Below are 25241 nucleotides of genomic sequence, written 5' to 3' on the forward strand. Positions count from 1 at the left end.
CGCACTGCATGGCGATCTTGATGGCCAGCAGATCCTGCTGGCCGACGAGGATCGTGAACAGCTTGATCTGCAACCGGTCCAGATGGTCATGCACGTCGCGCAGCCATTCGTACTCGTTGTCGTCGTAACGCTGCGCCTCGTCACAAAACAGGATGACCGTCCCGCCGCCATTCTTGGCGCAGGCCTCCCTGATCTTGTTGATGAGCCGAATGCGCTTGGTCGGATTCGATCCATGGTCCGGGTCGGGATAGCCCACGGCTTCCAGCAGATTCGAGAGGAAGGGGCCTTCGGCATGGCGCGGCTTGTGTTCGGCTTGAGCGTGGTAGGTGGTGATCTTGGGATGGGTCTCGGCCAGCAGCAGCCGCACATATTCGATGGCGCGGGTCTTGCCGATGCGCGAGGCACCATGGATGAGCGCACCGGTGGTCCGGTAGCGCAGACAGCGCATGACGAGCTCGTGCAGTTCTTGGATGGCCGGTGTGGCGATGCGGTAATTGCCGGTGGCGATGGGATGCAGATCGGGGGCGATGGGCCGGGGCATTTTCATAGACATCAGACTTCTCCTTGTGCGAAAGAATCGTTTAGATGACTGTCGTGAAGCCGGAAGGGATCGTGAGCTCTTGCGGCTCGATTTTCTGGGGAATCTGTGCCGGGAGTGCCGAATCTGTTGCCGCCGGCAGCGGGGCGGCCGGCGCTACCGGTACGGTCTTTGGCTGCCCTGGCGGCGTGTTGACCGTTGGCGCATTGGCCAGGGTGCGCATCGTTCGTTCCAGGTCGCTGGCAGCGTGCCGGCTGTGCTTCGCCTTCTTCCGTTTTTCTTCGACGAAGCGGTCGATGAATTCCTGCGTGACCGTGAATGCCAGCCGCTTCTTGGCCCGCAGTTTCATGATTTCGCGGCGCAGCTTCAAGTCGTGCCTGATCTCGCCCCAAGCACCCTGCGCCCTGAGTATCCCAAGCTCCGATCCGTCGGCAAGAAAGGCGCGCACGGTGCGCAGGTCATCGCTGTTGTAATAGACGCGCAGCTCCCTGCCAAGCAACGCACCGCTGGCTGCCAGCACTTCGCTCGTATAGCGCACCTGGAACAGATTGATATGCGGCCTGGTGCCTTGCGCCAGATAGCCGCGGACCCGGCAACGGTGCGCCGTCTGCATCAGACACATCGTGCGGCGCTTCGCCTCGGGTAGCCACCAGATCATCTGTCCTTTGCCGCGCACCAGGTATTCCATCGCCTCCAGCGGCGTGCGGCCGTTCAAACCATCGTGCGGTGTGGCGTTGTAGCCAGCGATCGAGGCCTCCATCAATTCCTCCATCTCGGCGAGTGATACGAACAAGCGCAGGTTGCCCTTGGGGTCGGCCAATGCGCGGCGGAGATCTTTGGGATTCGAGCCCGTGTAGCCGGGCAGGCGGGACGATAGCGTGCTAGCGACCGTACCAAAGAAACGTTCAATATAGGGTCGGTCGTCGGGATGATGTAGCGGGCCGGCGTCGGCGGCGCAGCCGATGAATTCACACAATGCCGTCATGGTGTCGCTGGCCAGATTCGCCTTGGCGTTATCGAGTCGCATGCGTTCCCATATCGCGTAACCCAGCTCCGGCAGTTTGCCGGATGGGAAGCCGCCCGCCGATCCATAGCCGACGCCAGGCAGGGTGAACGTGCGCGGCCGGTGCGGAGTCAGCGCCTGCTCGATCGTCTTAATCACATCGTAACGGCTGTATTCGCGCGACAGGACCAGGTGGTAGCCCAACACCGCGCGGGTGCACACGTCGATGATCACAAGCAGCCAGATGCGCTCGACTTCGAATTCCTGTTCGAAACCGAGCGGGTCACGGATTACAATCTTCAAGCGCACATCGAGCCGGTGACCGTCGAATTCGACCATCTGGTAAGGACGAACGGCGCCGCGGCCGCCGCCGCCGGGCATGCCCTTGAGATGGGTGGCGCCGGCCGTGCGCGCCGCGTCACCGAAGTTGGTGAGTATTTGCGCCGTCACGTAGGCAGACAATGACCGGATGCCCATGCGATCCGTGTTCAAAGGGTAGTCGGCGGCCGTGATGCCGACGGCTCTGCACTGCGTGAGAAAGCCGGCGTGCAGATTGCCCAGTCCGTTCAGCCTGGTCTTTAGCGGGCCATCAGTACTGACCTGATGTAGCGTGACGGCGTGCTTGCGAATCTTTTGCGTCAGCCATTGCGCCAGCGGCGGATGCTGTTCAAGCAGGAACGCAAACGCGCCAACCAGTCCTCTCCCGCTGGCGGAATATTCAGCCGGCAGTTTGGCGGTGCGCGCGTAGGACCCGAAGCGATCGTGCTTGAGTAAGCCCCGAAAACCGACGAGCCGTCCATCGTCTGCCTGTGTCAGACAGCGATCGAGCAGTCCGTAGAGCTGGCGACTGTTGATACCGGTCCGCTTCTCGATTTCGCGTAGAGTTTGTCCGGTGGCATAAAGGTTGATCGCCTCGTAGCGCGCCTCGAACGTCTTTCGCTTTGCGGCTGCCAATGCATTCGGATCTACTGCAGCCCACGCGCTTGTGTCAATGTTTTGAAGGTCATCGCGGCGACGATTCATGGCAGGGCCTCACGGGTTGAAAGCAGGTTAGAAACGAAAGCTGTTCCGTGTGCAGCTGCGGTGCCTGCAAGCTCCCGGCGTGGAGCAGATTAAAGATTGCCGCGCGCACCAAGGTCGGATCGCCTGTGACAAATTCCTGCTCGATACGCGAAAGTTGCATGGGCTCGGAAACGAATTTCAGGATAGAACGCAGAAACGTTGGCGCCATTTGTGGTCGGCAGGAAGTGATTACGGGCAGCATGCGCTCCCAGTTACCGATCCAGATGCGGGCAGCCGCCAGTTCGGCGGGCGGTATGCTGCGAACATGCAATTCTGCATCGCCGATCGTGATCGTTGCAGGCTGGTCTTCCCCATCGACGATGAGAAGCGCTTCCCGGTCTTCCTGCAGTACCCAAAAGTCCGCTAAATGTTTGCCAGCCTGATCCAGGTAGGCAGGACGCTCGCAAAATGCCTGAACCGTTGGATCCGCTTCCAGGCGAACCCATTGGCCGAACACATGTTCGCCAAAACACTGCAATCGCCGACCGAGTTTTGGGCTGTACGCCTCGATGACGCGCACACCTCGCGGCCTGGCGTTTGAAACAGCAGATTGGAAGCGTGTTTCATTCATGATTTCAACAACTTACGCCGACTGGTGACGACCTGAAGCTGCGAACAGACAGATTTACTTGCCAATGCTCTGTGTAGACAAATTTACTTTCTTGTGCGTGCGGGGAAATTTGTCTGCAAAACATGCGCGCAGAGGGGAGAGCCTCCAGAATTTGCAGACAAATTTGCTTTCCTTTACGAGGCGCGCTTTGCCGAGCCAATCAAGGCGATGATCAACGAGGAGCCGTCGTTCGGCTATCGCACTGTTGCGGCCCTGCTTGGCTTCAACAAGAACACCGTGCAGCGCATTTTTCAGCTGCGTGGCTGGCAAGTGAAGAAGCGGCCAGTAGGCTTTCGTCCGCGCGTTCAAGCCTTGCCTTCGGTGGCGAAAGCACCAAACGAACGCTGGGCGACCGACATGTGCCGAGTATGGGCCGGTCGTGACGGTTGGGCGGTGCTGGCCTTGGTGATCGATTGCCATACCCGAGAATTATTGGGCTGGCATCTGTCCCGCTCGGGCAAGGCTAAGACGGCCGAGGCGGCCCTGGAGCAGGCGCTGATTGCCCGCTATGGCACCTTGGGCAGGGTTGCGGCACCGTTCTTGCTGCGGTCGGACAACGGCTTGGTTTTCACCAGCCGCAGCTACACCAGGTTGGTTCGCAGCTATGGCTTGAGGCAGGAATTCATCACGCCACATTGCCCGGAGCAGAACGGCATGGTGGAACGGGTTATCCGAACGCTGAAGGAGCAATGCGTGCACCGCCATCGCTTTGAGAGTTTGCAGCACGCCAGCAGAGTCATCGCCGGCTGGATCGGGTTCTACAACAACCAGCGTCCGCATCAGGCGCTGGGCATGAAAACACCCGCTGAGGCATTTGCATTAGCGGCTTGAGTTGAGCAGGAATCGCTGGGTCATTACACGTCTGGGTAACGACGTGATCGAATTCAAGAACGTGTCGAAAGCCTTCGGCGACCGTCTGCTGATGGAAAACGTCTCGTTCACCATTCCGCCGGGCGCCATCGTCGGTATCATCGGCCCTAACGGTGCCGGTAAATCGACGCTGTTCAAGATGATTGCCGGTCTGGATAAGCCAGACAGCGGTGAAGTCGTGATCGGCCAGACCGCCCGCATCTCGCTGGTGGACCAGAGCCGCGACAAGCTCGCCGACAACAAGACCGTATTCGACGACGTTTCCGGCGGTGCCGACATGCTGACCGTGGGCCGCTTCGACATGCCGTCGCGCGCCTATCTGGGCCGCTTCAACTTCAAAGGTTCCGACCAGCAGAAGATCGTCGGCAATCTGTCCGGTGGTGAGCGCGGCCGTCTGCATCTGGCCAAGACCCTGCTCAAAGGCGGCAACGTGCTGCTGCTGGACGAACCGTCCAACGATCTGGACGTGGAAACCCTGCGTGCACTGGAAGACGCGCTGCTGGAATTCGCCGGTTCCGTGCTGGTCATCTCGCACGATCGCTGGTTCCTCGACCGTATTGCCACCCACATTCTGGCGTTCGAAGGCAACTCGCAAGTCACCTTCTTTGACGGTAACTATCAGGAATACGAAGCCGACAAGAAGAAACGTCTGGGTGAAGAAGGCGCCAAGCCTAAGCGTATCCGCTACAAGCCACTGAGCACCTAAGCCCAAGCTGCGCACACGCTATACCGTGCGCAGTCCCGCTTGAGCAAAGCAAGCGCAGCCTCGGGCTGCGCTTTTACTTTGGCGCAGCGCCGCCTAGCCTAACAGCTGCAACAAGATATAGGCCGACAGCAAGGCCCAGGCCAGCGCCCCAAAGCCAAACACCTGATAGGCCAGCGCTTGCGCCTCGAACTGCTCGTCCATCTTCAACACCACATACATACCGTGGTATAGCAGGCTGGCCGCCACCATCAGCCCAGCCAGCCCCAGCCCTAGCATGCTCCACCAGTCTGGCAGCAGCAAACCCAGACTGGACAGGCACATGGGAATAGCAATAATGGCCGCCAATAGGAATGTGTCCCGGAAGCTAGCCGCGATCTTGCGCTCCGCTGCACTAGCCCTGATCAGCCAGCCCATCAGCGGTACCGTCAGCAGTTCAGCCACAAAAAACACCAGCGCTATTTCGTGCCAGCGGGCCGCCGCTGCATTGAGCCGCAATAGTGAGCCCGGCTCATTACTGGCGTACAACAGAATCGCCGGCGGCAGCAGCGCAAAAGGCAGCACCAGCAGCAGGAAGGTCTTGATGACGGGATGATGGACGACGGCCACTTCATCCCAGCCGGCATGAAATGAAAAAGGCATTTTGCTTAGATTCACCAGGTTCATGATATTGCTCCCGGATAGAGTGGGACAGCTAGTCAGCGTGGGCATTGCCTGAGCCATTGCATCGGCATTTATATCATCATATGACATAAAATCTAAAAGGCAAGCCCCGTCTGCTGGGTTGGGCTCCCCCTTACTGCAAGCAATAATCAACTGGGGGGGGCATGGCGGGGATCGCCGTTTCCCCCATCATTTCGCGCGCCGAAATTTCTATGCCATAGCTCAAGGCCGTGAGCGGCAAATCATTGGGTGTGAGGCCAAAAGGCTCCTCGATCTCATCGCCGATGGCATCGAGCCCGAAAAAGGTATACGCCACCACCCCCACCACTACGGGCGTCAGCAAGCCTATCGAGTCGACCAGGCCAAATGGCAGCAAATAGCAGTACACATACACGGTACGGTGCAGCAAAACGGAGTAGGAAAATGGAATCGGCGTATTCTTGATCCGCTCGCAGCCACCTAGCGCTTCACTCATCTGGCTCAGACTACGGTCGATCTCCTGGGCCAGTGGCGCAGCCAGCCAGCCTCTGGCCATAGCGCAACCGACATCGCTGCCTATGGCCTGCAAGATGGCGGCTGCCGGATGTTGCAGCCGCTGCCAGCAAAGGGCGCGCTCAGCCGGCAGCAGGCGGGCAATTTCCTCACCCCAGCTTTCCTCACGTAACTGGTGTCGCAAAGCATGCGCAAAGGCGATCGTCGCGTATGCCATGTGCTTCTGCAACTGCGCTAATTGCGCCCGTTGCTGCGGGCCGCCACTGTCCGAAACCTGCGGATAGGCATAGAGCTGGCGCAGCAAATTACGGCTGGCCGTACCGAGGCTGCCCCACAGCCGGCGGCCCTCCCAATAGCGCTCGTAACTGGCGGAATTACGAAACCCCAGAAAGATCGCCAGTGCCAGACCCATCAGCGTAAAAGGAATGGTGGTGAGCCTGATTTTGACGTGGTAGAGCGCCCCATGCATGAGCGTCACGAGCACGGCCATGACGATGGTGACGGCCAGCTTGCGCCAGATATTCGGCAATATCGATCCGCGCAATAGCAGAAAATACTCTATGCCTTTCGGCCTGGGTCGGATAATCATGATCGGGCAAGGGCAGCCCGGTCAATAAGCGCGGCGGCCGACGTATGTGGTTAAGAGGAAAGAGATTAATTATATCATCTTGTGATATATATTTAGGCGACTAGGCACCGGGGCAAGGGTAGAAATCGCTACGCCCGACTGGAGCAATCAGCTATGATCGTCGGCTGATCCAATTCCCCCTACGCCCATGCCCTCAACTGCTCCCCAGCCGCCCCTCAGCAAGCACGATTACGAACGGCTGGCCGATTTTCGCTATCGTTTGCGCAGTTTCCTGCGCTTTAGCGAGGAATTGACGCAAGCTCATGGCATCACCCATCTGCAATACCTGCTCCTGCTGCAGATTAAGGGCTTTCCGGGCAGAGAATGGGCCACCATTGCAGAACTGGCCGAGCGCTTGCAAGCACATCATCACGGCGTGGTAGCGCTGGTGTCGCGCTGCGAAAAAGCCGGGCTGCTCGAGCGGCGGGCAGGCCGCGCCGACAAACGCTGCGTGGAAGTTCATCTGAAGGAAAAAGGCCAGCAACTGCTAGAGCAGATCGCCTTGCTGCACAAAGATCAGCGCATGGAATTACAGCAGATGCTGCAGGCCCTGTTCAGCGCATGAACGCTGCACGCTAGCAGGACGAACGTCCCGGGCCAGCAAAGTTACAGAGGAGAATAAAAAAAAGCCCTGCTACCTCGAAGTGAGGCGGCCGCGCGATTTCTTTTATGGCTGATCTAAAGCTGGGTATTCTGGCCGAACGTGACCGTCCATTCCGGTCGAACGTGACCGCCGATTCTGGTCTATCGTGACCGGCTATTCTGGTCCATTGTGACCGATTTTTGCACTTGACCGGAATGAGCGGTCACGATGCCAGAATACCCAAAATTTCATCTGGGTGTAAGCGATGCGAGCGCCCGCTTACGCCCCAAAGCGGCCTGTCGAGCACGCCCCGTTGCGGACGTTCAGATGACCTTCCACCTTTACAACGTTTAAGCGCGCTTGGCGCTTTGCCTCCTATCCTCGTTTCGATGGTGCAAGGGCCGAGGCGTCACGGGACCGGATTCAGCTTGCGCTTATCTTTGAAAAAAGACCATGCTTCTTCGGCTAATTCAAAGTCACCATTTTGTATGCCAGGAAACAATCTAAATAGGCCCGGATAGCGCTTTTTCTTGCTTGGCTCAGCATGCCCGCCCCCTACGATCTTGATCAACTTGACTTGTAAGGTAGTGAAATCACTCCTCCAAACTTGCCGCACTACCGCTCCGTCGGTATGTGTGACCGGCAAGTCTGACAGTCGGGCGAGGCTACACCAAGTGTTTGCGCTTGCCTCAACGCTCTTTGTACGACCAATGAAGCCTAAGGTGTGCCAAAATTTTCCACCAACGTAGGGGATGAAGGGATCAGACGTACCTGCCACAAGTAGGAAGGACAAGGGTAACGACGGCTGCGCATAAATGGGCCGCTCTGGCATCGCTGCCAGAACAGCTGAAAATGCGGCTAAACGAGGCGCTAATTCGACGGCAATGCGATATGCCAACATCCCTCCTTTGGAAACGCCAATTACGTAGATGCGATTAGCATCAACGGCTTCTTCAACAACTGCACGATCAATTATTGCGGAAATAAAACCAACATCATCCGTGCTGGGGTTGCTCGGGATATCAGCAAATCCATCGTTCCAAGCGCGCCGCCCCGCTTGGCTGTTCCCGTTGGGCGCGATCACGACCACTTGCTCCCGTTCGGCAATTTCCAACCAGACCGACAATGGCGAGGCTGGGAACGCCATCCCGAGAACTTGTTCTGCCGATGAGCCTCCACCATGCAGAATGATCACCAATGGCCGTTTCCCTTCTTGTGCGACGGTCGGCGAAGCCTGCAAATAATATCGCACCCCTTCGGGTCGAGTGATGTCAATCCGAACTACCGGAGCAGAAGGAGCTTCTCTTGAATCAAGCCCAAATATGAAGTTTCGTACACTCATGCGTGTTCCAAATCTTGCCTGGACGTTCATAATGCCATCGATGATGGCGATTTTTCAAATACCGCGTCAGCCTGCAATCCATTAAGATGCGGTTGGGCATGCGATATGTCAGCGACCTCGCCGCCGGTCAGCAGCCAGCACACCGGGTACCCAATGCATCAACAACTGCATGAATCTTAGCGGCACTCTCAAGGTGCAGCCCCCGCCATGCGTCATTGAAAATTTAGAATGACAAATTCCCAACGTTTCCGCGGTTTCCGCTACCCGCGCGAGATCATCAGTCATTGGGAGCTTTGTTTCCGGTTCTCGCTAAGCTTTTGCGACATCTAGGAGCTGATCGTCATCCCGCGCATCGCCGTGACCCACGAGACAATCCGCCAATGGGTTGCGTCGACGGCTACCACGACGGGGCGATAGACGGCATCTCGCTAAGGTCGTGCTTTGGATCAATGGCAAGCACTATTTCCTCTGGCTCGCTAACTCGGATCACTGATGCCGGGGCGAAAATCGCTGAAGTACCTGAACGTCTTGCTTGCCGAGTCCGCCTCAGCTCAGATTTCGGCGCATCTAGGCAGCATTTCCGACAGCCTTTACCATCGTACGCGCAATAGCGCGATGTGCTGGGGCTACCGGCACCATGTACAAGCGACCGATCCAATTCTTAACGTGGACGACAGTCGTCACTGTGATGACAGTTTGTCCATCACAGGAATCCACGTCTTTGTGAACAGACACAATGACACTGAGGTGGTTGTCGTCATCGCCGAGGAGAACTTCTCGCTCTGTCTTTTCGATAAGAGTGAAAATGCCGACCCTTTCGCCAGGCACGTAGTCGGAACTCTGCTTGGACGGATCGACACCGGCAATCCGACCGAGGTTCTTTAGTCCAAACAAGCCAACCACTTGATTTCGTAGGACCATCATTCGGTCGATCCACTTAGGTGTAGAGCGCGCAACGCGGAGAAATTGCCCCAATGCGTCCAATTCCGGCAAAGCTGCTGGTATGGCCCAGGCATCATGGAAATACGCACCTGGTAACCGCGCTGCAATTTTGCTAGCGGATGGGGCGGTGGACTTGATCGGAAGGGCCATTATTCTGCCTATGAGAAAACGCGACCGCTTTGAAGGATGGAATTCATGTAGCCGCAATTTTGTAGTTTTGGATTGGAATTCGAAAGGCAGTTTATGGCCGCTAGCGACCGCCTGCAATTACCATGATAAATGCGAAAGCGAGTCCGCAAATAATCACGATTTGCCAGAAGAGTTTTACCCCCGGGCTAGAGTTGTTGATTGCTTGCGCTAGATGACTCTTCTTTGGTCGACGTGCCATCACAGCTCCACTTTCAATATCAAGGTTAAACAATACAGTTTTGTGACAATGTCGGGTGTTGGCCGTTGTCGGCCGAAGATTCGAAGGGTAACATCTTGCCCTTTTTGAATGTTCACGAATTATCACATCAAAGGGAAACATGCTGCAGCGGCCCTTGCGATACATGCTTGACGCTTCGCCAAAGTCCTTCGTCAGGCCAATTGATATACACCATTGCAATGTTCATCTAATTTAGTCGCTCGACGGCTAAGAGAATTATGTCAACTTCGGTGCTTCACTTCCGAATCTAGTTGTTTTGCGACAAACCACTCATCAACTGAGCAGTTACCCCGTTGACTGAGATTTTTGTAATTTCTTCTGGCGCGGATTTCAACTCAAAAATGGCCCAGTACTCGCAATCGCACGCAGCCGCTAGCCCACTTTCATTACTCATCAAATAGCTAAATACAATTGAAGAATCTGTGATACTTGCATTAGGCGCAGACGCAGTTGTATAGCCACATGTAGCCGGGTGCTTTATTAAGAATGAGATTTTGTCCTTTGCTCCAGCCCGCCACACTTGAGGCTGAAAATTCTTATCTTTCCAGTCTCCAGAGCATCCAAGGAAAACAAAAGAGTGCAAGTTGGGATTGGAGGGGCTTCCTACTCTTTCTGCGTCTTTCCCAAGCTGAGAACGTGGAAAGAAAATTGCAAAGATACTGCAAAGTATGAGAGTGAATGCTATAACAGATATGGATTTTGCGCGCATTAACGTGCTGGGATGTAAGAAGACAAAAATTTATCTGAATACCTCAAGTGCCAATTGAGGTCCAATCTGCAAGAAAATACTTTCGAAAGTCTGCTCATGGCCGATTGTACTCGTTCACCAGGGTGACGCATCCGCCCTAGTGCTGACGTTCACGAGTCCCAATGTGGCGATGACCGATACTTGGGACTAAGCAGCGGCCCAATCAGTGAACAGTCACCTTACGCTCCCGAGGGAATTCATGTCGGACGAAATTCACGCTTTCAACCTCATACCACGAGACTATAGCCTTGCAGTATTCCTCCCCAGATAGAGCAGTGGCTTTGACCGATTCGCGGAAATTCGCAAGTGAAAAGTCTAGCTCTACACTTGTTGAGGATATGAACCCATGGATAGCGGTATTTCTTGCTTTGCGCCATTTATCCAATTCGCCCAGCAATTCACGTGGATAGTCCCACGCCGTATCTTGCCTATCCGACACTTCCTTTAGTAACGAGTGAAATGACGGGTTTGAAAGCTTGCTGCCAATACGGTTCAAGAAGTTGAATAAGCAATTGCTAATCAAGCACTCCTCGAGTGCAATTGCTTCCAGATAGTAGCCATCCTGCAAGGCTTTTGTAATTTGGTCTATCGCTGCTTGGTAAGCGCTATGACGCGCCTTTAACTCGTTAACCGCCTCGTCAAAGTCGATGTCTTTAGCTTGGGCCAAGTGCAATGCTTCAAACAATGAAAATCCTGACTTGCTTATTCCCTCCCTATCAAGTTCTTTCTGAAAAGAGAAAAATGCATTGTGATAACCGTTAATGAAAGTGTGAACAGCTAGCCATTCCTCCTTAGCCCAAGCAAAATACTTTCCAGGCTCTTCAGGCTCAGGAATCCCCATCAGGGAGTGGCCAATGTCGTAAATCCAATCGTGTGAGACCATTACTAGGGCTCCGATGTGAATGCAGGTCATGAACCTTTCCGGGTAGATGTAGGCTAACTCCGGTCGCCAGTCAACGATATTCTGAAATTGGATTTTTTTCTTTGCTTCGTCGTCGCCCAACCGCTCACGAATCATTTCGACTAGAAGCATGTATACGTCTCTTGGCTGGGGAGAAAATTTAAGAATGCCGTCGAAGCCAAAACAGTGAGAAAGATATACACAGAACGGCTCCAGGATAAGCCGACCGTCCTGCCGGATATATGGGTAGCGGGATATCTCATCTAAGAAAGCTTGTCGATTCTGCTGTTCTTTACTGTCCATAATTTACTGAATAGTTAGGAAATGTGATTGGTGAAGTCGAATGCCTTGATGTATCAACGACAAGAGGTACGACAAATCTGAATCCAGTCATTCTATCCGCATAGAAGTCATAGGATTCTGAATAGACCAGTCCCTCACATGTCCGATTTTGGGCGGCGATGGGCGGCTGCTTTTGGCCGTTAGCAGTAAATGCGCTGCGATAATCCTTCTCACCAAACATATATCTTTATAGACTTCTATCTTTAGCCAGCGGGTATTCCTAACGTATTAGCCGGGCCATAATTTGCTCGATATCCTTCGCCATCCCCTCAGGTCTGCCAGCTGCAGATTCGTGCCGCACGTCATCCCCATCCAATAGCCACAAACTCCAGACCACGTCGGTAGCCATTTTCGACGGCAACGCATCTTCGCAACCCCAAATACGATTAGCGATTTGGGTAAGTTCCGACTGAGGGCCAGACGACAAGGGTTGGGTCACACGTTCGACAATCGTAAGTTCTTTAGTAACCCTGTCCACGCGGGCGACAATTCGAGTAGCCTCTGACCGCTCCAAGTCGACCACATACCACCTCGAATTTTCACCGAAGATAGAGCCGAATGAGAGGACAATACCTTGGTGGGGTAACGTAACTGGAATAGCTGGCATCGAACAAGATTGACACAATCGGAACTTAGTAGTCGCAAATGCAGGTGCCGCAGCATGCACGGGTAAGAACGTAAGTGCACTGCTCATAAGTACCAATGCAAAGCAGTTAGGCGGCGTTATTAAAGGCATGGAGTTATTCTTAGCGAGTGCGTAGTAGTTCTGATTGAATCTAAGAGACTGCTCTTGGCAGTTAGCCTAATTTTTCCGTATCTCTATTTGGTAGAAAAACAGATGCAAGGGCTACTAACAGGATGGTTGACGTCGCTACAACGACGACCCTGTACCAATCAACATTTGCCCAACTCTTACTGTAGCATTCCCAAATGATGGTGCCGCTGGCGGCTCCAATTCCACCTGCGAAAAAACTCTTAAGTTTCATTCGTTTCATTTTTATCTTTCTATGCGACAGAGCCTGCTATTGGCCGATTTCTGCCTATTATTCTGAAACTCGCATCAATACCTTCGCATGATGATGTCCGGTATGGGCTGAAAATAACTTTCCTCGTGCGTCTATTTTCTTGCCTAGTCTTGGCCTAAGTGCAGCGTACTGCTTTTCGTTAAGCACAAGCTGAATTTCCCGAACCGAGTCAAAGGGCGCCCGGTCCGCACCGTTACCACCAACCGTGCAAATTGGTGAATCTAGTGACAAGTAGAAGCCAGTCTCAGCCTCATCGCCATTCGCTACACTTTCGTAATTTGGGCGACCAGGGAACGTTTCCCTGTGCAGCGTCCCAGTCACCACAACTGTTTCCGGTTCGTATTTGAAACAGGCCATAGGTTCGGCAAAAACTATCTGCGCCTGCGTAATCACAAGCAATGCAAAAATGACTGGGACACGCGTCCTCATAAAATTTCGCTCTCAATATTCAATGGCTGCTATTGGCCGATCTCGGCCCAAGACAACAGGATACCAGCTTGCTGAAATGAAAATATCACACATTCCCACAATTCAACGAGGACGGCAGACATGCCCATCATTTGCTAATTGACGGTGTCCGGATAGGAGGATCGGTGTCCGGCTTGTCATGCCAACAGGTGTCCGACTTCAAGTGCCACTGGGTGTCCGGCCTGAGATGCGAATGAGTGTCCGGCTTGATGAGAATACTCACGCTGCCCAACGAAGGAATCCGGCCCTGCGCTGCGCACGCAGCCACAGTGACGAACTCATGAGTGCTCACATCCATCGCGTGTGGCATGCCAACATGCAGGTCTACGGTGCCGAGAAGGTCTGGCGTCAACTCAAGCGTGAGCAGATCGAAGTGGCACGCTGCACGGTCGAGCGCTTGATGCGTCGCGCCGGTCTGCGCGGTGCCGTGCGTGGCAAGGTCGTGCGCACCACCATTGGAGATGCTGCTGCGCCGTGCCCGTTGGACCGGGTCAATCGCCAGTTCCGGGCCGATCGGCCAAACCAGCTGTGGGTTAGCGACTTCACCTATGTCTCGACCTGGCAAGGCATGATCTACGTCGCTTTCGTGATTGATGTGTTCGCCCGCCGCATCGTCGGCTGGCGTGTCAGCAGTTCGATGCGCACCGACTTCGTCTTGGACGCGCTGGAGCAGGCTCTGTATGCCCGTCAGCCCGAGCGTGACGACGCCCTGATCCATCATAGTGACCGCGGGGCCCAGTTCACCAGCTTCGAATTCACGCAGCTGCTGCGCAACCACGGCATCGCCATCAGCATGGATGGCAAAGGCTGTTGGCGCGACAACGTGTTCGTCGAACGCTTGTGGAAGTCGGTTAAATACGAAGAGGTCTATCTGCATGCCTACGACAGTGTCAGCGCGGCGCGCGCCGGCTTGGCTCGTTATTTCGCCTTTTACAATGGGCGCCGGCCCCACCAGGCGCTTGACGGAGCGACACCGGATGCGTTCTACTGCGCGCACCAGCCGCCGCTCAAACTGGCGGCATAGGCGATGGTCCAGCTTACCCACCGCGCCCCACGCTCGTGCCCTGATCATGGGGCGACGAGCGGCGCCGTGGATAAGCTTCTTTACGCAAGGCTCCACTTAAGCCAACGATTTGGCTGTCCAATCAAGCGGAACCACTTCTCGGATGCGTAACGTGGGATTGCGACGGCGCGCAGCGAAGTGTTTATCGAATGTGGTAGCCGGATGCGCACTGCCCCCCAGCCGAGCCTGCAGACTAGCGACATCGAGGTGCCGGACGCAGCCATGCTCCGCTACGGCGCGTTGGGATGGCCACCCAGGTAGCGTATTTCAGTGCCACTGCACCGGTGCAGTGGGGGCTGGGCTAGGAAGCATATGGCGGGGCGCTGGCGCCAGAGCGTCTGTTGGTCGGCAATTCCCCTCAGATGATCTGGGCGGACCAGCCCAGCCGTGCCCGTCCTATGGCCAGCTTGCGGCCGCGACGGCACCGGCCCGTAAGCCCATGGGCTGCAGCAGTTTATCGACCGTGCTCAAGGTAGGGCTGGCGACGCCCCGTTCGATATCCTGCAAGGTACGGGGCGAGACCTGACAAAGGCGGGCATATTCGGGTATGGTCAGGCGCAAGGTCTTACGGATCTCGCGTATCACGGCCGGAATCGGCATGGCCGGCGCCGCCTCCAGACGCAGCATCAGGTCGCGCCGCAGGGCGACCTGCTCGGCGGGGCTCAGCACGGAATAACGTTTATCCATCAGAGTGCCTGTAATTGCTCAAGGTTCGCGGCGATGGTGCGGGCTTTGAGGACAAGCACATCGGCAATGCCAAGTGCTTGGGCCTGTGCCATCAGCATCCGCAAGGGCGCCACCATCGCTTGCAGGGCCGTGCGCAGCAGCGCGGCATCGACCCCGCTGGCCTGGGCCGCCTGGGCGATGACACTGGCCCAGACGGGCGCCCCGTGGTCATCTTTCGCCCAGCGCATGCGGCGGGCAATCCCGTCCGGATGCAGGAACATGGGGGCGAAATCAAACAGGGGCGTCAGACGCACCCGGCCTTGCGCGTCGCGCTGGATGGCCGTGTTGCGCGCATGATTATCCGTATTGCCCAGCACGATATTGGCTACATCGCGCTTTAGATATTCCACCGTTTCGCTGGCGCAGTCGCTCACGCTGGCGCGCAAGCGCTGCAAAAATACATTATGGCTAGGAACGTCACCAAACTGGTGCAGTCCGCACACGGAGGCCAGGCTTTCTTGCGCATGGCGCAGCACTTGCCCGCTGCTGATCTGCCGGTCGAAGCGGGGGATCCACAGGGAGCGCCCATGCAATTGCAAATCCCCATGCACGCGCAGGCCGAGCTGGCGCGCCAGTGCCATATACGGCGCTTCACAGCGCAGGATCGTGGCCAGTGCAGGGTCGCTGCCGCGGCCAAACTTGACGATGTAGTGACGCTGGGCCAGCTGGTCGGGTAGCGTATGGTCAAGGTAATACAGGCCGTCCCGGGCCTGGGTCAGTAAAATCTTCGGCCATTCGCCCTGCACCCCCGACGAGCCGGCCAGAAACAGACCATGCTGCGCCAGATATTCATTGAAGTCACCGGCCCGCTGCGCCACCTCGTCGCGGGTAAAACCGCGCGGCGGGCTGGCGGATTGTTCCCCACTCCACGCGTGGGCTTCCTTGATGCGCAGGTTGCCGATGGGATTACCGGCACCGGCACCCAGCAGAGCCCAGTCTGCCGCCGGGCCGGCGTGGACATCGCGCTGTAGCTGCTTGAGCAACTCCTGGCGGCCATAGCCCTGTGGCAGCAAGTCGACCAGAAAGGGCGGCCAGTTGTCGTGCTTGAGCAGGGCAATGCCGATCGGGTGGTTGATCGAGAGCGCGGCCGCATCACTCCGGCCAAAATGGGCCAGCGCATAGTCGACCGTGTAGCTGAGCCATGTCGGTGTGGCCGTGCCGCGCGTGACATCGCCTTGCAAGGTCACGGCGGCCGCATCGTGCCATTGGCCATCGAGATAGACCTGTAATGTGCAGTGTTCATCCATATGCACAGTTTAGTATCACATTAAAGGCAAGTCTACTGTTTAATTGTGATATTCTGATGTGTATATATATTGAATCGGCGGGACCAATAACGGCGCACGGCCGCCGGACTGGACAGCGCAGTAAAACCATCGACTTTTTGCTCACCGTAAAGCGCGACATGGTCGCTGCTCAACTTCTCGTCGACAAGGTCACCTAGTCTAAGGCGCTCGGCAAACTGACCCAATCGATGCGGATCGTCCTGTTCTTGCGCCTGAAGTATCACAAACTAAGTGGCTGTGTTCACCGCATTCGGAAAGGGCCAGCTTGAAAAATTATGGTTGTGCTCAGGCATAAAAAATACTTCCTGATTTTTTGAAATAAAACCGATAGGCCGCTTTTGGCGATTGTGGCCGAACACGGCCAGATACACCTATCGAGGATAGCAATTCAGGCGCTAGAAAATTCCTCAAATTGTCACAATTTGGAGAGCGCCCTGTTGCTAGCTCGGATAGGTAGAGGGTACGCAATATTTTGATTGTAGTAAAACTGGCTTGAAATCTAGCGGTTATAGAGCGGTTGCGGAGGGATATCCAGCAAGCCAGTCACGATACAGAACTACGAGTGCAGCGAGGCCTTGATGAATTTGCACGGCCTGTCAATCCGACAGAACGCTGAAAGGTTTGCAAAGACACAATACGTTTTTCTCATTCTGGCGGCGATAACTTCCGTGCGTCGTCAGGCTACGTACCAGGTGAATGCCCAAGCCCCCTACCGGCAGTTCAGCCAATGACGTATTGACGTTCGGAGCAGGGTAACGCAACGGATTGAAGGGCGGGCCATCATCGGAAAGTTCGAGTTCAATGCCCAAGGTACTGCAGCTTAGTCTAAGTCGTATGTGACCTTCACTATTGCCATGCCAACCATGAACAATGACGTTCGTCACTAACTCTTCTATGACTAAATTTAGTTGCAAATTTTCCTTCAACGCTAGTAACTGTCGTTCGCACCATGCCTCTACCGCATTTGCAAGAATAGGGACAGCTGCTAGTTCACTGCGCATGCGAAATTCGAAATCAGTCGACACCATTTCACCTAAAAGATAATTGCCCGAAGCACCAAGCATGCCGCATGCCGTTTGAACCCCGAGGAAAACGTCGCTGCTTGCTCCCCCCCTTACATAGCCAGCATTTTCACCCAAATCAGTATCCAGGTACATTGGACCACTACTTACTCATCCCTAAGAAGCCACGAAATCTCACATCAGGACTAGGCAACTCCATTCTGCAAACCTGAGTAAAATTCAGCTGGTCTTGATTAGAACGTCACGCACCCTTAATTTAAAACGTGGGGGTACTGCGGCTCCACTTGCGATGCCCCAAGCCACGGCCCATCGCATTGATTTACTCTTTTCCTCATGAGATAAGGCGGTGCCAATCCGGTCCATGGCTACCCCCATGCGAAAGACTTTATACGCCTGTTTTGTCATTTGATAATTCTCATCCTATCCTACATTAGGTACGTTGCGACGAATCAAGGAATCAGCACTGCCTTGGGGGGATGGGATGACAAAGAGACTAGGTGAGACGTCGTCATCTGAGATAGCGGCACAAAAAACCAACAGGGCGGTAGCATACGTCCGTATGTCCACTGAGCGTCAAGAATACTCAACAAAAAATCAGCTGGATGTTATCGAGAAATATGCCGCCGACCACGATTTGTCACTTGTCGCAATTTACGAAGATGCTGGCAAAAGTGGGTTAACCAAAAGCGGGCGGCCAGCACGTTGACACAATTGCAGTCTTGGACGTGCCCGCAAATGTGTCACTTTCCAATAACGGTCAAGAGGGAAGCAAGCGTTGTAACAGGTGAGACAATTGCTTTCTTCTACGGCATGTCCAGTGACGTCAGCCTGGCGTCCTGTTGGCTTGTCCTGTTACCGCTTCACGGCAGTCACATCGGCGTCAGTACCCGATCCAAGAGAGCCATCAACGGCTCCAGCTGACAGTTGTAAGCGGAGACATTGGCGTCCAGCCACTCCATGCGGCCGATCGGCTCCCAATGCAGCAGGTAGCCTGCGTTTATGCTGATCACTTCAAACAGCAAGCGCTGTGCGCGTCCGTTACCATCCCTGAAAGGATGGACGACATTCAGCTCGCAGAAGTAATGCGCAAACCGGGCCACGAAGCGTTCCCGCGGCAGTTCAACCAGATAGCGTTCTTGCGCCAGCTGCCGAAAGAGCTTGTCCGCCTCAGGTTCGACCCGGCTCACGTTGGCGAAACGGGTCGAGCCCTTGCTGATGTCGACCGTCCGCAGCTCGCCCGCCCATGCATAAACGTCCTGAAACAGGAAGTGGTGGATGTCGCGCAAGCCCGACAGGGAGATGTTGTCGAAGTTGGGTTGGAACTGCTCGATGCGCGCTTGGGTAAGCTCGACTTCAGCCGCTTCCAGCTCAGCCTCGTTGGTGAGGCCGAGCTTGTTGATCAATACGTCGGAGCCGGGATAGCAGTACTGCGTGTCCCCGCCAGTGCCGTACTTATCGAGCATGTTTGGTCTTGAGCGTGGCCGTGGTGGACGCGGGCTTGTGGGTGGAAGTCGGGCGCGGAGTCAAGCCCTCCAGGCGCAGGCTGGCGCGGTAGTTCTCGGTGCGCAGCTTCATGAAAGCCTGAAGTTTCATTTCTTTTGTTAGCATCACAACATCCTCAAAAGGGCTTTCAAGTATTGTAACACACCTCACCGGGGGGCTGACGCAAGCATGCCTTGTCAGTTGTGAGACGAGCATCACAGGTCATTGTCCTCATTCTTGCCCTCGGCGTCTAGCGCGGCCAGGAAGCCGTAGTGGGAAAGCAAAAGTGTCACTTTTGCGATTCATGTGGCGATTCAGCGCAATGGGCGTTTTTTTGGGGATCTCCTTACCTGATAATCCGAATTATCGGGAAAGCATTTATGGTGTTTTTAGCCGTGAAACGCTATTATGGAGGGGTTTAGACACGGGGAAAATTTCTTGCAGGAATAAAGTCTGACAATAAATAAAAAAGTCTGACAATTATTTGCACCATTGCAGTGCGAATTCCGAGGGGCTTCACGGTCCCATGCGGCCTCCAGCCCGGATCAGTGTCAAACTTTATTATCGCGACCAGCTGCTGCATTCGCGCTTGCAATCGCAGTGTCAAACTTTATTGTTTGGGGATCACTCATACAGGATAGCTCGATGGCGCAACATAGCGATATTATTCTGCCAACACTGGCATACACCCGCGGCGATTACACCGCCTTGCGCGCCTTCTGCCTCAAAATCCCCCTCGATGTGATCGCCGACCGCTACTACAGCCATGACGCGCCCCAGCTCGAAACCGGTCTGGAACGCTACCTGATCGCCATGCGCGACGATCTGATCGAACGCGCCAGCGTGAACAACCCGCTGCTGGCCGACAACCTCAAAACGGCGCGACGTAACGGCCATATCACCTCGCGCACGCTGGATCTCCTGATTCAGATCGCCGAGGCGCCGCCGGCGACACCTAAGCCCGAGCAAACCATCGCCATGTGGATGCGGCCACGCACGACGGCCGCCCTGAAGGCCGAGCAGCTAGTCACGTTGGGTGACTTGCGCGCCTTTATGTTGCGCCGCGGTCCGAGTTGGTGGCGCGGGGTGCCGCGTGTGGGCATACACCGCGCCGAGGCGATCGCCAACTGGATGCGCAAACACGAGGCGAGCCTCGGCAGCATCTATACGGGGAACTATGTCCCCTCCCCTACCCAGCTCGAACTGCTCGGCGTTGGCCAGAACGAGTACATGGTGCCGATTAAGCACGCCAAAGCGCCCGACTGGCTCGATGGTTCGGCCGGTATCAACCGTGACCATCGGTTCAATTTCATCAGCGCACAGAACGATCTGGAGGCAATACGAGCCTATCTAGACCGGTTCAGCGACAAGCCGCACACGCTGCGCTCCTACACCAAGGAACTGGAGCGGTTCCTGTACTGGTGCGTGCTGGAGGCAAATAAGCCGCTCTCCTCGGTGCTGGTGACCGATTGCGAGGCCTACAAGGCGTTTCTGAAGCGCCCAAGCGCCCGCTTTGTCGGTGACCGCGCGCCACGCTCTTCGACCCGCTGGCGTCCCTTCAGCAAGGAACCGCTCTCCCCTGCTTCGCAACTGCACGCCATCGTCGTGATCCGTTCGGCATTCGCCTACCTCGTCGCAGTGCGCTACCTGGCCGGCAACCCGTGGTTGGCCGTCAAAGATCCGGTCGTGGTCAAGAAAGTGCACGAGATGCAGATCGATAAAGCCCTGTCGCGCGACCTGTGGGATGAAGTCATCGACCGGCTGACGGAACGGTGCGAGCTGCCCGAGAACAGCCAGGACCGCATTGCGCTGGCCATGATGCTGCTCTTGGGCGACTCCGGCCTGCGCCGTGAAGAAGCCGCCGGCGCGATGCGCGACGCGCTCAAACCGAATAAATGGGCATACGACGCTGGCCAGCTGACCGTGATCGGCAAGCGCAGCGCCGAGCGGATCGTGCCGGTTAGCCCCCGCACGCTGGATGCGCTGCGCGCGCACTGGATTGATCGCGGGCTCGATTTCGATAAGGCAGATCAGCCCATACCACTTCTGGCGCCACTCATCATTCCGCAGCATAAGGGAGCGATCGAGCGTCATGCCACGCCCAATGTCGTGGGCTATACCGGTGACTCGCTCTATCGCCTCTTCCAAGCGACGCTCAAGCGCCTGAAATTCGATCCGGACGCGATTGAAGGATTCACCAGCGAGCAATTCAATGAACTGGAGGCGGCATCGCCTCACGCGCTGCGGCACACGTGGGGAACGCTGGCCGTCGAAGATGGTATGCCACTCGATGTTGCTCAAGCCATCATGGGGCACCAGAGTCCATCCACCACGGCCATCTACGTGCAGGCGAAGACCAAGCGCATCTTGGAGGAAGGTGCTAAGTACTTCGCAAAGCGTGGTGAAAAAAAGGGACGGGCATAAGCCATTTAGCCTTTGCCCGTCCACTCACTAAGATTTAGGATTGGTCACAGATCTGTCGTCGCCGGCAAGCTTTATCGAGGCTAGAGACGCATTGATCTTCCTCGGAACATGCACACTCAGTCGAGATTATCGGTCGAGATGATCCGACAAGTGGTTCGAGATAGAGTGTAAGAGGCCTGAGCACAACTTTGCGGTGAACAAGCGGGCAGAAGTGGTATATGTGGTTCATTAAATTCTCGATTAGTGAAGGAACTGATAGAGTGATGTCACGACCTCTGAGACGCCATTTTTTTGTCGTCGTTTTTCGTGTTTTTCTGACTCACTTTTCCCATTGAAGGGATTTTGTTATGACGGTATTAGATGTACATCTGACTGGCCTAGATCAACATGGACAATCCACTGGCGAAGTGTTCGCATTCTGGTGGAACGGTGCTGAGTTGAAAAAGATGCTTCAAGACAACTTATCTCCCGTTGATCCATGGCCATCTTGGCGAGGAAGAGTTTCGAGTGATTCGCTCAAGGAATTTGCTAACGCCCATCAAAACGTCACGCAAGATCGCCGGGACGAACTTAACGGCGAGTTGAACAAGTTACTTTCTGGTGCAGTTGAAATCGAAGTGCTGATTCAGGAAGCGTAATCTCCCCTACTTCGACTGGACAAAAAAAATGCCACCCATAGACCTTGCGGGTCTTGGGTGGCATTAACTATTGAAGTGGTCAGTTCAAGGCTGCCGAACTGCGCCGAAGAAGTCGATGGAATTCTTGGAACTCTGCTTCAGATAATGTATTTCGATCCATCATGAAGACGACCTTGGAACCGTTTGGTGCCAGTCGTCGAAATACAGTACGGCCGTTGGAAAGTGGATATGCGTCCACTAGATCATCAGCCCGGTATTCTACGAAATGGAATTTCGCATACCGCTCGTACTGCACCTGGATCGCGTCGTGGACCGGTAAGTAATATTCCATACCTAGTTCAGACGCAAAATATCGAGCATCGGCATAAGACGAGAAGTCTCCGACGCGCTCCCCTCCCCCATCGCGAGCAGTCACGAAGACCGAGAAGATCAGCGGATGAGTGTCATCGAACGAGCAATCTGCCTGAGCATCCTCAGTGTCGCGAATACCGCGTACTTCCACGCCGATGAGTTTGGATAAGCAGCTTCGCATGACGCTGTTGGCATAACGATCAAAAATCAGGGAATTGCCGGTGGTAGAGTAATCCTCGGGATAGTAGTAATCGCCCAGATTCGGAGCGATATGGATAGGTGTTTGAATATGAGTTTGCATGTCAGCTTCCTTGCGGCCGCCCTCCCCTTCGGGCGGATCTGGCCGCCGTATTGGTGGGTGTTGTAAGTACTGCTGATTGAATCGATGTTGCGATGTGGAGTTACGCAGCTTGCAGCTGGAACGCCTGCCCTGATTCTTGCCAGTCGAGTTCGCGCTTGCTGAACACCGAACCACTGGCCTCGCTGATCTTGCGGTTACACCACAACTCGACCGCGTCCCGATCATGTTTATGTAGCGATTCGAACGCAGTGATCTTGGTTTTGAAAACGACGTTCTCGTAAGTGCCGTGGCGTTGAGTGACGCAGCGAGCAAGACGACGTGTATCTTTGTACAGCGTGAAATCGCTCGCAGTACCCAGCATGCGGTACGGGATTCTGGTACTGGCGAGGTCGGCGAACTGCTTGCGATCCATCTCTTTGAAGGAGTAGTCGCTCTGTCCGATTTTGATCAGGTAGAACTTGTCGCCGGCACTGAGGTTTGTAAAGCAATGAACCATCTCATTATTTTCAGGCTCTAGCCCAAGAAACACGATGTGGATATGGGTATTGCCGACGCACCATGCGATAGATGCACCTGAAGTCGCACTAGCCTCCAGCCGACTGCGATCACAGATCAGATCTACTGGGTACAACGTGGCGACTTCGAACTGATGTTTATTGATGATGGCGAGCATATCCGCATAGATTGCATTAATCATGATGAGATCCTTATTGATTGTGAGCTGGCGAGCTCATTGAGGTGAAGTACTTTGCGACGCACCAGCATGCGATGGCGATCGTAGAGCGAATGCCGAGAATCGGCGTTGGAAATGCAGGCCAGCTAAAGGATGCTGTGCATAGCTGAATCGTTGACTCAGCTAGACGGTAATGAAGGGATATGCCGCATGGCGACCGTCATATATTACCACAGCGGTATCATGGCTTAAAGAAATTGCTGTAATCCCAGCGCATCAATCTAGGGATCGCAGTTAATTGCAGCGCAGCTTTCACCGGTGAAAGTGAAAACGTTTTGTTACCTTAATTTCATGGAATAGCCGAACTCCAACCTGGTCGGCTAGTCTATAGTGTCAAGCACGCCTCCCCGCCCTCACGGCGATCATGTGTCCCGAATTCATGGTGTGATAAATGAATGTAGCAGATGAAAAATTCAAATTTCGAGCGTTGCTGAGTCTTGTTAGCTTTATCCCTGATAGCTTGCATAAAGAGTTGGAGTTTCAGCAACTTAAAATGCTAGAGATCGGCATCTCAGGTGAAGAAATTAATCACCTCATTCATGACAATCACAGTCGAGAAGGCATCACTCGCCATCGAGCTTTGCTCACACTTACAGACATTCGAAGACAGGCAGGCATACCCGATCCGTATTCCATGCGCAATGCGAAATTACCCGGGCAACTTCAGGCAACGATTGATGACGCAGATGCTTACTTACGTTTGAAGGGTGGCCGCAGAAAGCATCCTTCACCACCGATATCTTCGCCACCTCCACAGAGATTCTGGGCTACTCGGCCTCGTGAGGTTGAGGGACTGGCCGTGCCATACGGGATCAACTCACATGGTGTTCTTGTATGTGCAAATGATGCTGATTCGACGGAGCCGTACCATTGTTTAAGTTGTGCCGCACCGCTAACACTTAAAGCTGGCGATCTCCGGGTTCGCCACTTCGCTCACAACGTTGGATCTCGTTGTGATGGTGAATCCGTGCTCCATCAAATTGCAAAGGAACTCGTTGCACAGGTGATTAATGAAATGACTCGCTCAGCTAAGGAGTTGCGTTTGTCATGTACGTGTCGCAAGTGTCGAAAGCAGTTCGATACTGTGCTCGGTAGTAGAGCCTTTGATCGCGCGGTGAATGAAGTGCAGGAGGGTGCGTTTCGCTGTGATGTAATGGCCTACAGGGGAGATAGTGCGGTTCTAGCAATCGAAGTGATCAATACACACGCTGTGGATCAAGCGAAGGGCGAAGCACTTCGGGTTGCATGGATAGAGTTAGATGCCAAGGACATTATTAATGATCCGTACTACTGGAAGCCGACGCAAGAACGATTGAAAGACACCCTATGCCCGGACTGTAGAGATCAAGCGAGAAAAATTAAGGCAGTTGCGAATAAGCGCGGTCAACTACTACCTAATGATCCCTATGTAGGGGCAGTGGTGTCGTGCTATAAATGCAGTGAGGATATTGTGCTGTACTGGTGGCCTGGCGTCCCCTTTGCTGAAACTGCGCCACCGTCACCGGCACCTAGTTCAATTAAGTATGCAAGTTCTCGCGCTTATGGTGGGAAGTATTGGGCGAATACTTGCCCATGCTGTTCCGCTATACAGGGCGATAATTTCGTGTTCTTGGATGCCAGTTCGCCTTTTGCCAGTCTCAGTATGCGTGACGTGGGACAGGCTATGCCTCGATTAACATTCCAAGTTGAGGGGGCTACTGCCCTGTTTAAGCAAAAGCTGCTGAAGAGTATTTGATACCTCTCTTGAGCCACTTTCACCGGTGAAAGTGGCTTGTCATTACGTGTTTGGAGAGAACATTGAAGGCTATTGCGCACTACTCGGTCCTTTTTTGGACAGCCCAATTTCGTCCACTTTCACCGGCGAAATT

22 protein-coding genes and 2 pseudogenes are annotated in these 25241 nt (G+C 54.7%); 8 read left to right on the top strand and 16 right to left on the bottom strand.

Features of this window, described 5'->3' with window-relative positions; genetic code table 11:
• From GTP23_RS21170 to GTP23_RS21180, 3 genes are all read right to left on the bottom strand, one after another.
• Nucleotides 1-553 (bottom strand): AAA family ATPase (locus GTP23_RS21170; protein WP_161036969.1); only part of this gene is annotated, 553 nt, incomplete at its 3' end.
• Nucleotides 554-581: 28 nt separating this feature from the next.
• Nucleotides 582-2564, bottom strand: a complete 1983-nt coding sequence (locus GTP23_RS21175; RefSeq protein WP_161036970.1) for a TnsB C-terminal domain-containing protein — start codon at nucleotides 2562-2564, stop codon at nucleotides 582-584.
• Entirely contained in the window at nucleotides 2545-3174 is a 630-nt protein-coding gene (locus GTP23_RS21180; protein ID WP_161036971.1) for a hypothetical protein, read from the bottom strand. The genes GTP23_RS21175 and GTP23_RS21180 overlap by 20 nt, the downstream gene beginning before the upstream one ends.
• 93 nt (nucleotides 3175-3267) lie before the next feature.
• On the opposite strand from GTP23_RS21180, the gene GTP23_RS21185 reads away from it, so the two are divergent.
• Both GTP23_RS21185 and GTP23_RS21190 read left to right on the top strand, forming a co-directional pair.
• On the top strand, nucleotides 3268-4044 hold the full coding sequence (locus GTP23_RS21185; RefSeq protein ID WP_371866961.1) for an IS3 family transposase: 777 nt from the start codon (nucleotides 3268-3270) through the stop codon (nucleotides 4042-4044).
• Nucleotides 4045-4063: 19 nt separating this feature from the next.
• Nucleotides 4064-4789 (top strand): annotated as a pseudogene (locus GTP23_RS21190) (ATP-binding cassette domain-containing protein); the annotation flags it as partial.
• 93 nt (nucleotides 4790-4882) lie between these two features.
• On the opposite strand, the gene GTP23_RS21195 reads toward GTP23_RS21190, so the two are convergent.
• Both GTP23_RS21195 and GTP23_RS21200 read right to left on the bottom strand, forming a co-directional pair.
• Nucleotides 4883-5497, bottom strand: coding sequence for a YIP1 family protein (locus GTP23_RS21195; RefSeq protein WP_161036972.1), 615 nt, complete (start codon nucleotides 5495-5497; stop codon nucleotides 4883-4885).
• A gap of 85 nt (nucleotides 5498-5582) precedes the next feature.
• On the bottom strand, nucleotides 5583-6530 hold the full coding sequence (locus GTP23_RS21200) for a bestrophin family protein (RefSeq protein ID WP_161036973.1): 948 nt from the start codon (nucleotides 6528-6530) through the stop codon (nucleotides 5583-5585).
• Nucleotides 6531-6717: 187 nt separating this feature from the next.
• Here GTP23_RS21200 and GTP23_RS21205 point away from each other — a divergent pair, with 187 nt between their 5' ends.
• Nucleotides 6718-7134: a MarR family winged helix-turn-helix transcriptional regulator gene (locus tag GTP23_RS21205; protein ID WP_161036974.1), complete on the top strand. Its 417-nt coding sequence runs from the start codon at nucleotides 6718-6720 to the stop codon at nucleotides 7132-7134.
• A 427-nt stretch (nucleotides 7135-7561) separates the two neighbouring features.
• Here GTP23_RS21205 and GTP23_RS21210 read toward each other — a convergent pair whose 3' ends face one another.
• The 4 genes from GTP23_RS21210 to GTP23_RS21225 form a co-directional block, all read right to left on the bottom strand.
• Nucleotides 7562-8494 (bottom strand): CE1 family esterase, encoded by a 933-nt coding sequence (locus GTP23_RS21210; RefSeq protein WP_161036975.1) that lies wholly within the window; start codon nucleotides 8492-8494, stop codon nucleotides 7562-7564.
• A 567-nt stretch (nucleotides 8495-9061) separates the two neighbouring features.
• Nucleotides 9062-9586 carry a DUF2867 domain-containing protein gene (locus GTP23_RS21215; RefSeq protein WP_202412300.1) on the bottom strand — a complete coding sequence of 175 codons (525 nt, stop codon included), beginning with the start codon at nucleotides 9584-9586 and terminating at the stop codon, nucleotides 9062-9064.
• Nucleotides 9587-10774: 1188 nt separating this feature from the next.
• Nucleotides 10775-11815, bottom strand: coding sequence for a hypothetical protein (locus GTP23_RS21220; protein WP_161036976.1), 1041 nt, complete (start codon nucleotides 11813-11815; stop codon nucleotides 10775-10777).
• 1082 nt (nucleotides 11816-12897) lie between these two features.
• Nucleotides 12898-13308 carry a DUF4431 domain-containing protein gene (locus tag GTP23_RS21225; RefSeq protein ID WP_161036977.1) on the bottom strand — a complete coding sequence of 137 codons (411 nt, stop codon included), beginning with the start codon at nucleotides 13306-13308 and terminating at the stop codon, nucleotides 12898-12900.
• Between the two features lie 259 nt (nucleotides 13309-13567).
• On the opposite strand from GTP23_RS21225, the pseudogene GTP23_RS21230 reads away from it, so the two are divergent.
• Nucleotides 13568-14371 (top strand): annotated as a pseudogene (locus GTP23_RS21230) (IS3 family transposase); the annotation flags it as partial.
• Nucleotides 14372-14806: 435 nt separating this feature from the next.
• On the opposite strand, the gene GTP23_RS21235 reads toward GTP23_RS21230, so the two are convergent.
• The 3 genes from GTP23_RS21235 to GTP23_RS21245 all read right to left on the bottom strand — a co-directional run bounded on the left by GTP23_RS21235 (nucleotide 14807) and on the right by GTP23_RS21245 (nucleotide 17579).
• Nucleotides 14807-15097 carry a helix-turn-helix domain-containing protein gene (locus GTP23_RS21235; RefSeq protein WP_155436740.1) on the bottom strand — a complete coding sequence of 97 codons (291 nt, stop codon included), beginning with the start codon at nucleotides 15095-15097 and terminating at the stop codon, nucleotides 14807-14809.
• Nucleotides 15097-16383: a type II toxin-antitoxin system HipA family toxin gene (locus GTP23_RS21240; protein WP_155436741.1), complete on the bottom strand. Its 1287-nt coding sequence runs from the start codon at nucleotides 16381-16383 to the stop codon at nucleotides 15097-15099. The genes GTP23_RS21235 and GTP23_RS21240 overlap by 1 nt, the downstream gene beginning before the upstream one ends.
• A 635-nt stretch (nucleotides 16384-17018) precedes the next feature.
• Entirely contained in the window at nucleotides 17019-17579 is a 561-nt protein-coding gene (locus GTP23_RS21245; RefSeq protein WP_155436742.1) for an ATP-binding protein, read from the bottom strand.
• A gap of 346 nt (nucleotides 17580-17925) precedes the next feature.
• On the opposite strand from GTP23_RS21245, the gene GTP23_RS21250 reads away from it, so the two are divergent.
• On the top strand, nucleotides 17926-18150 hold the full coding sequence (locus GTP23_RS21250) for a recombinase family protein (RefSeq protein ID WP_155436743.1): 225 nt from the start codon (nucleotides 17926-17928) through the stop codon (nucleotides 18148-18150).
• Nucleotides 18151-18313: 163 nt separating this feature from the next.
• On the opposite strand, the gene GTP23_RS21255 is transcribed toward GTP23_RS21250, so the two are convergent.
• Nucleotides 18314-18907: a putative adenosine monophosphate-protein transferase Fic gene (locus GTP23_RS21255; protein WP_155436744.1), complete on the bottom strand. Its 594-nt coding sequence runs from the start codon at nucleotides 18905-18907 to the stop codon at nucleotides 18314-18316.
• The gene (locus GTP23_RS21260; RefSeq protein ID WP_155436745.1) at nucleotides 18897-19052 is read right to left on the bottom strand and encodes a YhfG family protein; all 156 of its coding nucleotides are present in this window, start codon (nucleotides 19050-19052) and stop codon (nucleotides 18897-18899) included. Before GTP23_RS21260 ends, GTP23_RS21255 begins: the two co-directional genes overlap by 11 nt.
• 519 nt (nucleotides 19053-19571) lie before the next feature.
• Here GTP23_RS21260 and GTP23_RS21265 point away from each other — a divergent pair.
• Together GTP23_RS21265 and GTP23_RS21270 are read left to right on the top strand one after the other, a co-directional pair.
• Nucleotides 19572-21350: a site-specific integrase gene (locus GTP23_RS21265; protein WP_161036978.1), complete on the top strand. Its 1779-nt coding sequence runs from the start codon at nucleotides 19572-19574 to the stop codon at nucleotides 21348-21350.
• Nucleotides 21351-21697: 347 nt separating this feature from the next.
• A complete protein-coding gene (locus GTP23_RS21270) occupies nucleotides 21698-21988 on the top strand; it encodes a hypothetical protein (protein WP_161036979.1) in 291 nt (96 codons plus the stop codon).
• A 79-nt stretch (nucleotides 21989-22067) separates the two neighbouring features.
• Here GTP23_RS21270 and GTP23_RS21275 read toward each other — a convergent pair whose 3' ends face one another.
• On the bottom strand, nucleotides 22068-22640 hold the full coding sequence (locus GTP23_RS21275; RefSeq protein WP_161036980.1) for a hypothetical protein: 573 nt from the start codon (nucleotides 22638-22640) through the stop codon (nucleotides 22068-22070).
• A gap of 100 nt (nucleotides 22641-22740) precedes the next feature.
• A complete protein-coding gene (locus GTP23_RS21280) occupies nucleotides 22741-23337 on the bottom strand; it encodes a hypothetical protein (RefSeq protein WP_161036981.1) in 597 nt (198 codons plus the stop codon).
• 427 nt (nucleotides 23338-23764) lie between these two features.
• Here GTP23_RS21280 and GTP23_RS21285 point away from each other — a divergent pair, with 427 nt between their 5' ends.
• On the top strand, nucleotides 23765-25108 hold the full coding sequence (locus tag GTP23_RS21285) for a competence protein CoiA family protein (RefSeq protein WP_161036982.1): 1344 nt from the start codon (nucleotides 23765-23767) through the stop codon (nucleotides 25106-25108).
• Nucleotides 25109-25241: the final 133 nt, after the last annotated feature.

Origin of the sequence: Duganella fentianensis (genome assembly GCF_009857835.1) — a bacterium.
GTDB classification, from domain to species: Bacteria; Pseudomonadota; Gammaproteobacteria; order Burkholderiales; family Burkholderiaceae_D; genus Rugamonas; species Rugamonas fentianensis.

Bases quoted from the DNA above. Each gene is read 5' to 3' on its own strand.
- GTP23_RS21195 (WP_161036972.1), bottom strand. From the start codon at position 5,497: ATGCCCACGCTGACTAGCTGTCCCACTCTATCCGGGAGCAATATCATG.
- GTP23_RS21200 (WP_161036973.1), bottom strand. From the start codon at position 6,530: ATGATTATCCGACCCAGGCCGAAAGGCATAGAGTATTTTCTGCTATTG.
- GTP23_RS21215 (WP_202412300.1), bottom strand. From the start codon at position 9,586: ATGGCCCTTCCGATCAAGTCCACCGCCCCATCCGCTAGCAAAATTGCA.
- GTP23_RS21280 (WP_161036981.1), bottom strand. From the start codon at position 23,337: ATGATTAATGCAATCTATGCGGATATGCTCGCCATCATCAATAAACAT.
- GTP23_RS21255 (WP_155436744.1), bottom strand. From the start codon at position 18,907: ATGCTCGATAAGTACGGCACTGGCGGGGACACGCAGTACTGCTATCCC.
- GTP23_RS21260 (WP_155436745.1), bottom strand. From the start codon at position 19,052: ATGCTAACAAAAGAAATGAAACTTCAGGCTTTCATGAAGCTGCGCACC.
- GTP23_RS21265 (WP_161036978.1), top strand. From the start codon at position 19,572: ATGGCGCAACATAGCGATATTATTCTGCCAACACTGGCATACACCCGC.
- GTP23_RS21205 (WP_161036974.1), top strand. From the start codon at position 6,718: ATGCCCTCAACTGCTCCCCAGCCGCCCCTCAGCAAGCACGATTACGAA.
- GTP23_RS21245 (WP_155436742.1), bottom strand. From the start codon at position 17,579: ATGTACCTGGATACTGATTTGGGTGAAAATGCTGGCTATGTAAGGGGG.
- GTP23_RS21225 (WP_161036977.1), bottom strand. From the start codon at position 13,308: ATGAGGACGCGTGTCCCAGTCATTTTTGCATTGCTTGTGATTACGCAG.
- GTP23_RS21220 (WP_161036976.1), bottom strand. From the start codon at position 11,815: ATGGACAGTAAAGAACAGCAGAATCGACAAGCTTTCTTAGATGAGATA.
- GTP23_RS21250 (WP_155436743.1), top strand. From the start codon at position 17,926: ATGACAAAGAGACTAGGTGAGACGTCGTCATCTGAGATAGCGGCACAA.
- GTP23_RS21285 (WP_161036982.1), top strand. From the start codon at position 23,765: ATGAATGTAGCAGATGAAAAATTCAAATTTCGAGCGTTGCTGAGTCTT.
- GTP23_RS21270 (WP_161036979.1), top strand. From the start codon at position 21,698: ATGACGGTATTAGATGTACATCTGACTGGCCTAGATCAACATGGACAA.
- GTP23_RS21180 (WP_161036971.1), bottom strand. From the start codon at position 3,174: ATGAATGAAACACGCTTCCAATCTGCTGTTTCAAACGCCAGGCCGCGA.
- GTP23_RS21275 (WP_161036980.1), bottom strand. From the start codon at position 22,640: ATGCAAACTCATATTCAAACACCTATCCATATCGCTCCGAATCTGGGC.
- GTP23_RS21240 (WP_155436741.1), bottom strand. From the start codon at position 16,383: ATGGATGAACACTGCACATTACAGGTCTATCTCGATGGCCAATGGCAC.
- GTP23_RS21175 (WP_161036970.1), bottom strand. From the start codon at position 2,564: ATGAATCGTCGCCGCGATGACCTTCAAAACATTGACACAAGCGCGTGG.
- GTP23_RS21210 (WP_161036975.1), bottom strand. From the start codon at position 8,494: ATGAGTGTACGAAACTTCATATTTGGGCTTGATTCAAGAGAAGCTCCT.
- GTP23_RS21235 (WP_155436740.1), bottom strand. From the start codon at position 15,097: ATGGATAAACGTTATTCCGTGCTGAGCCCCGCCGAGCAGGTCGCCCTG.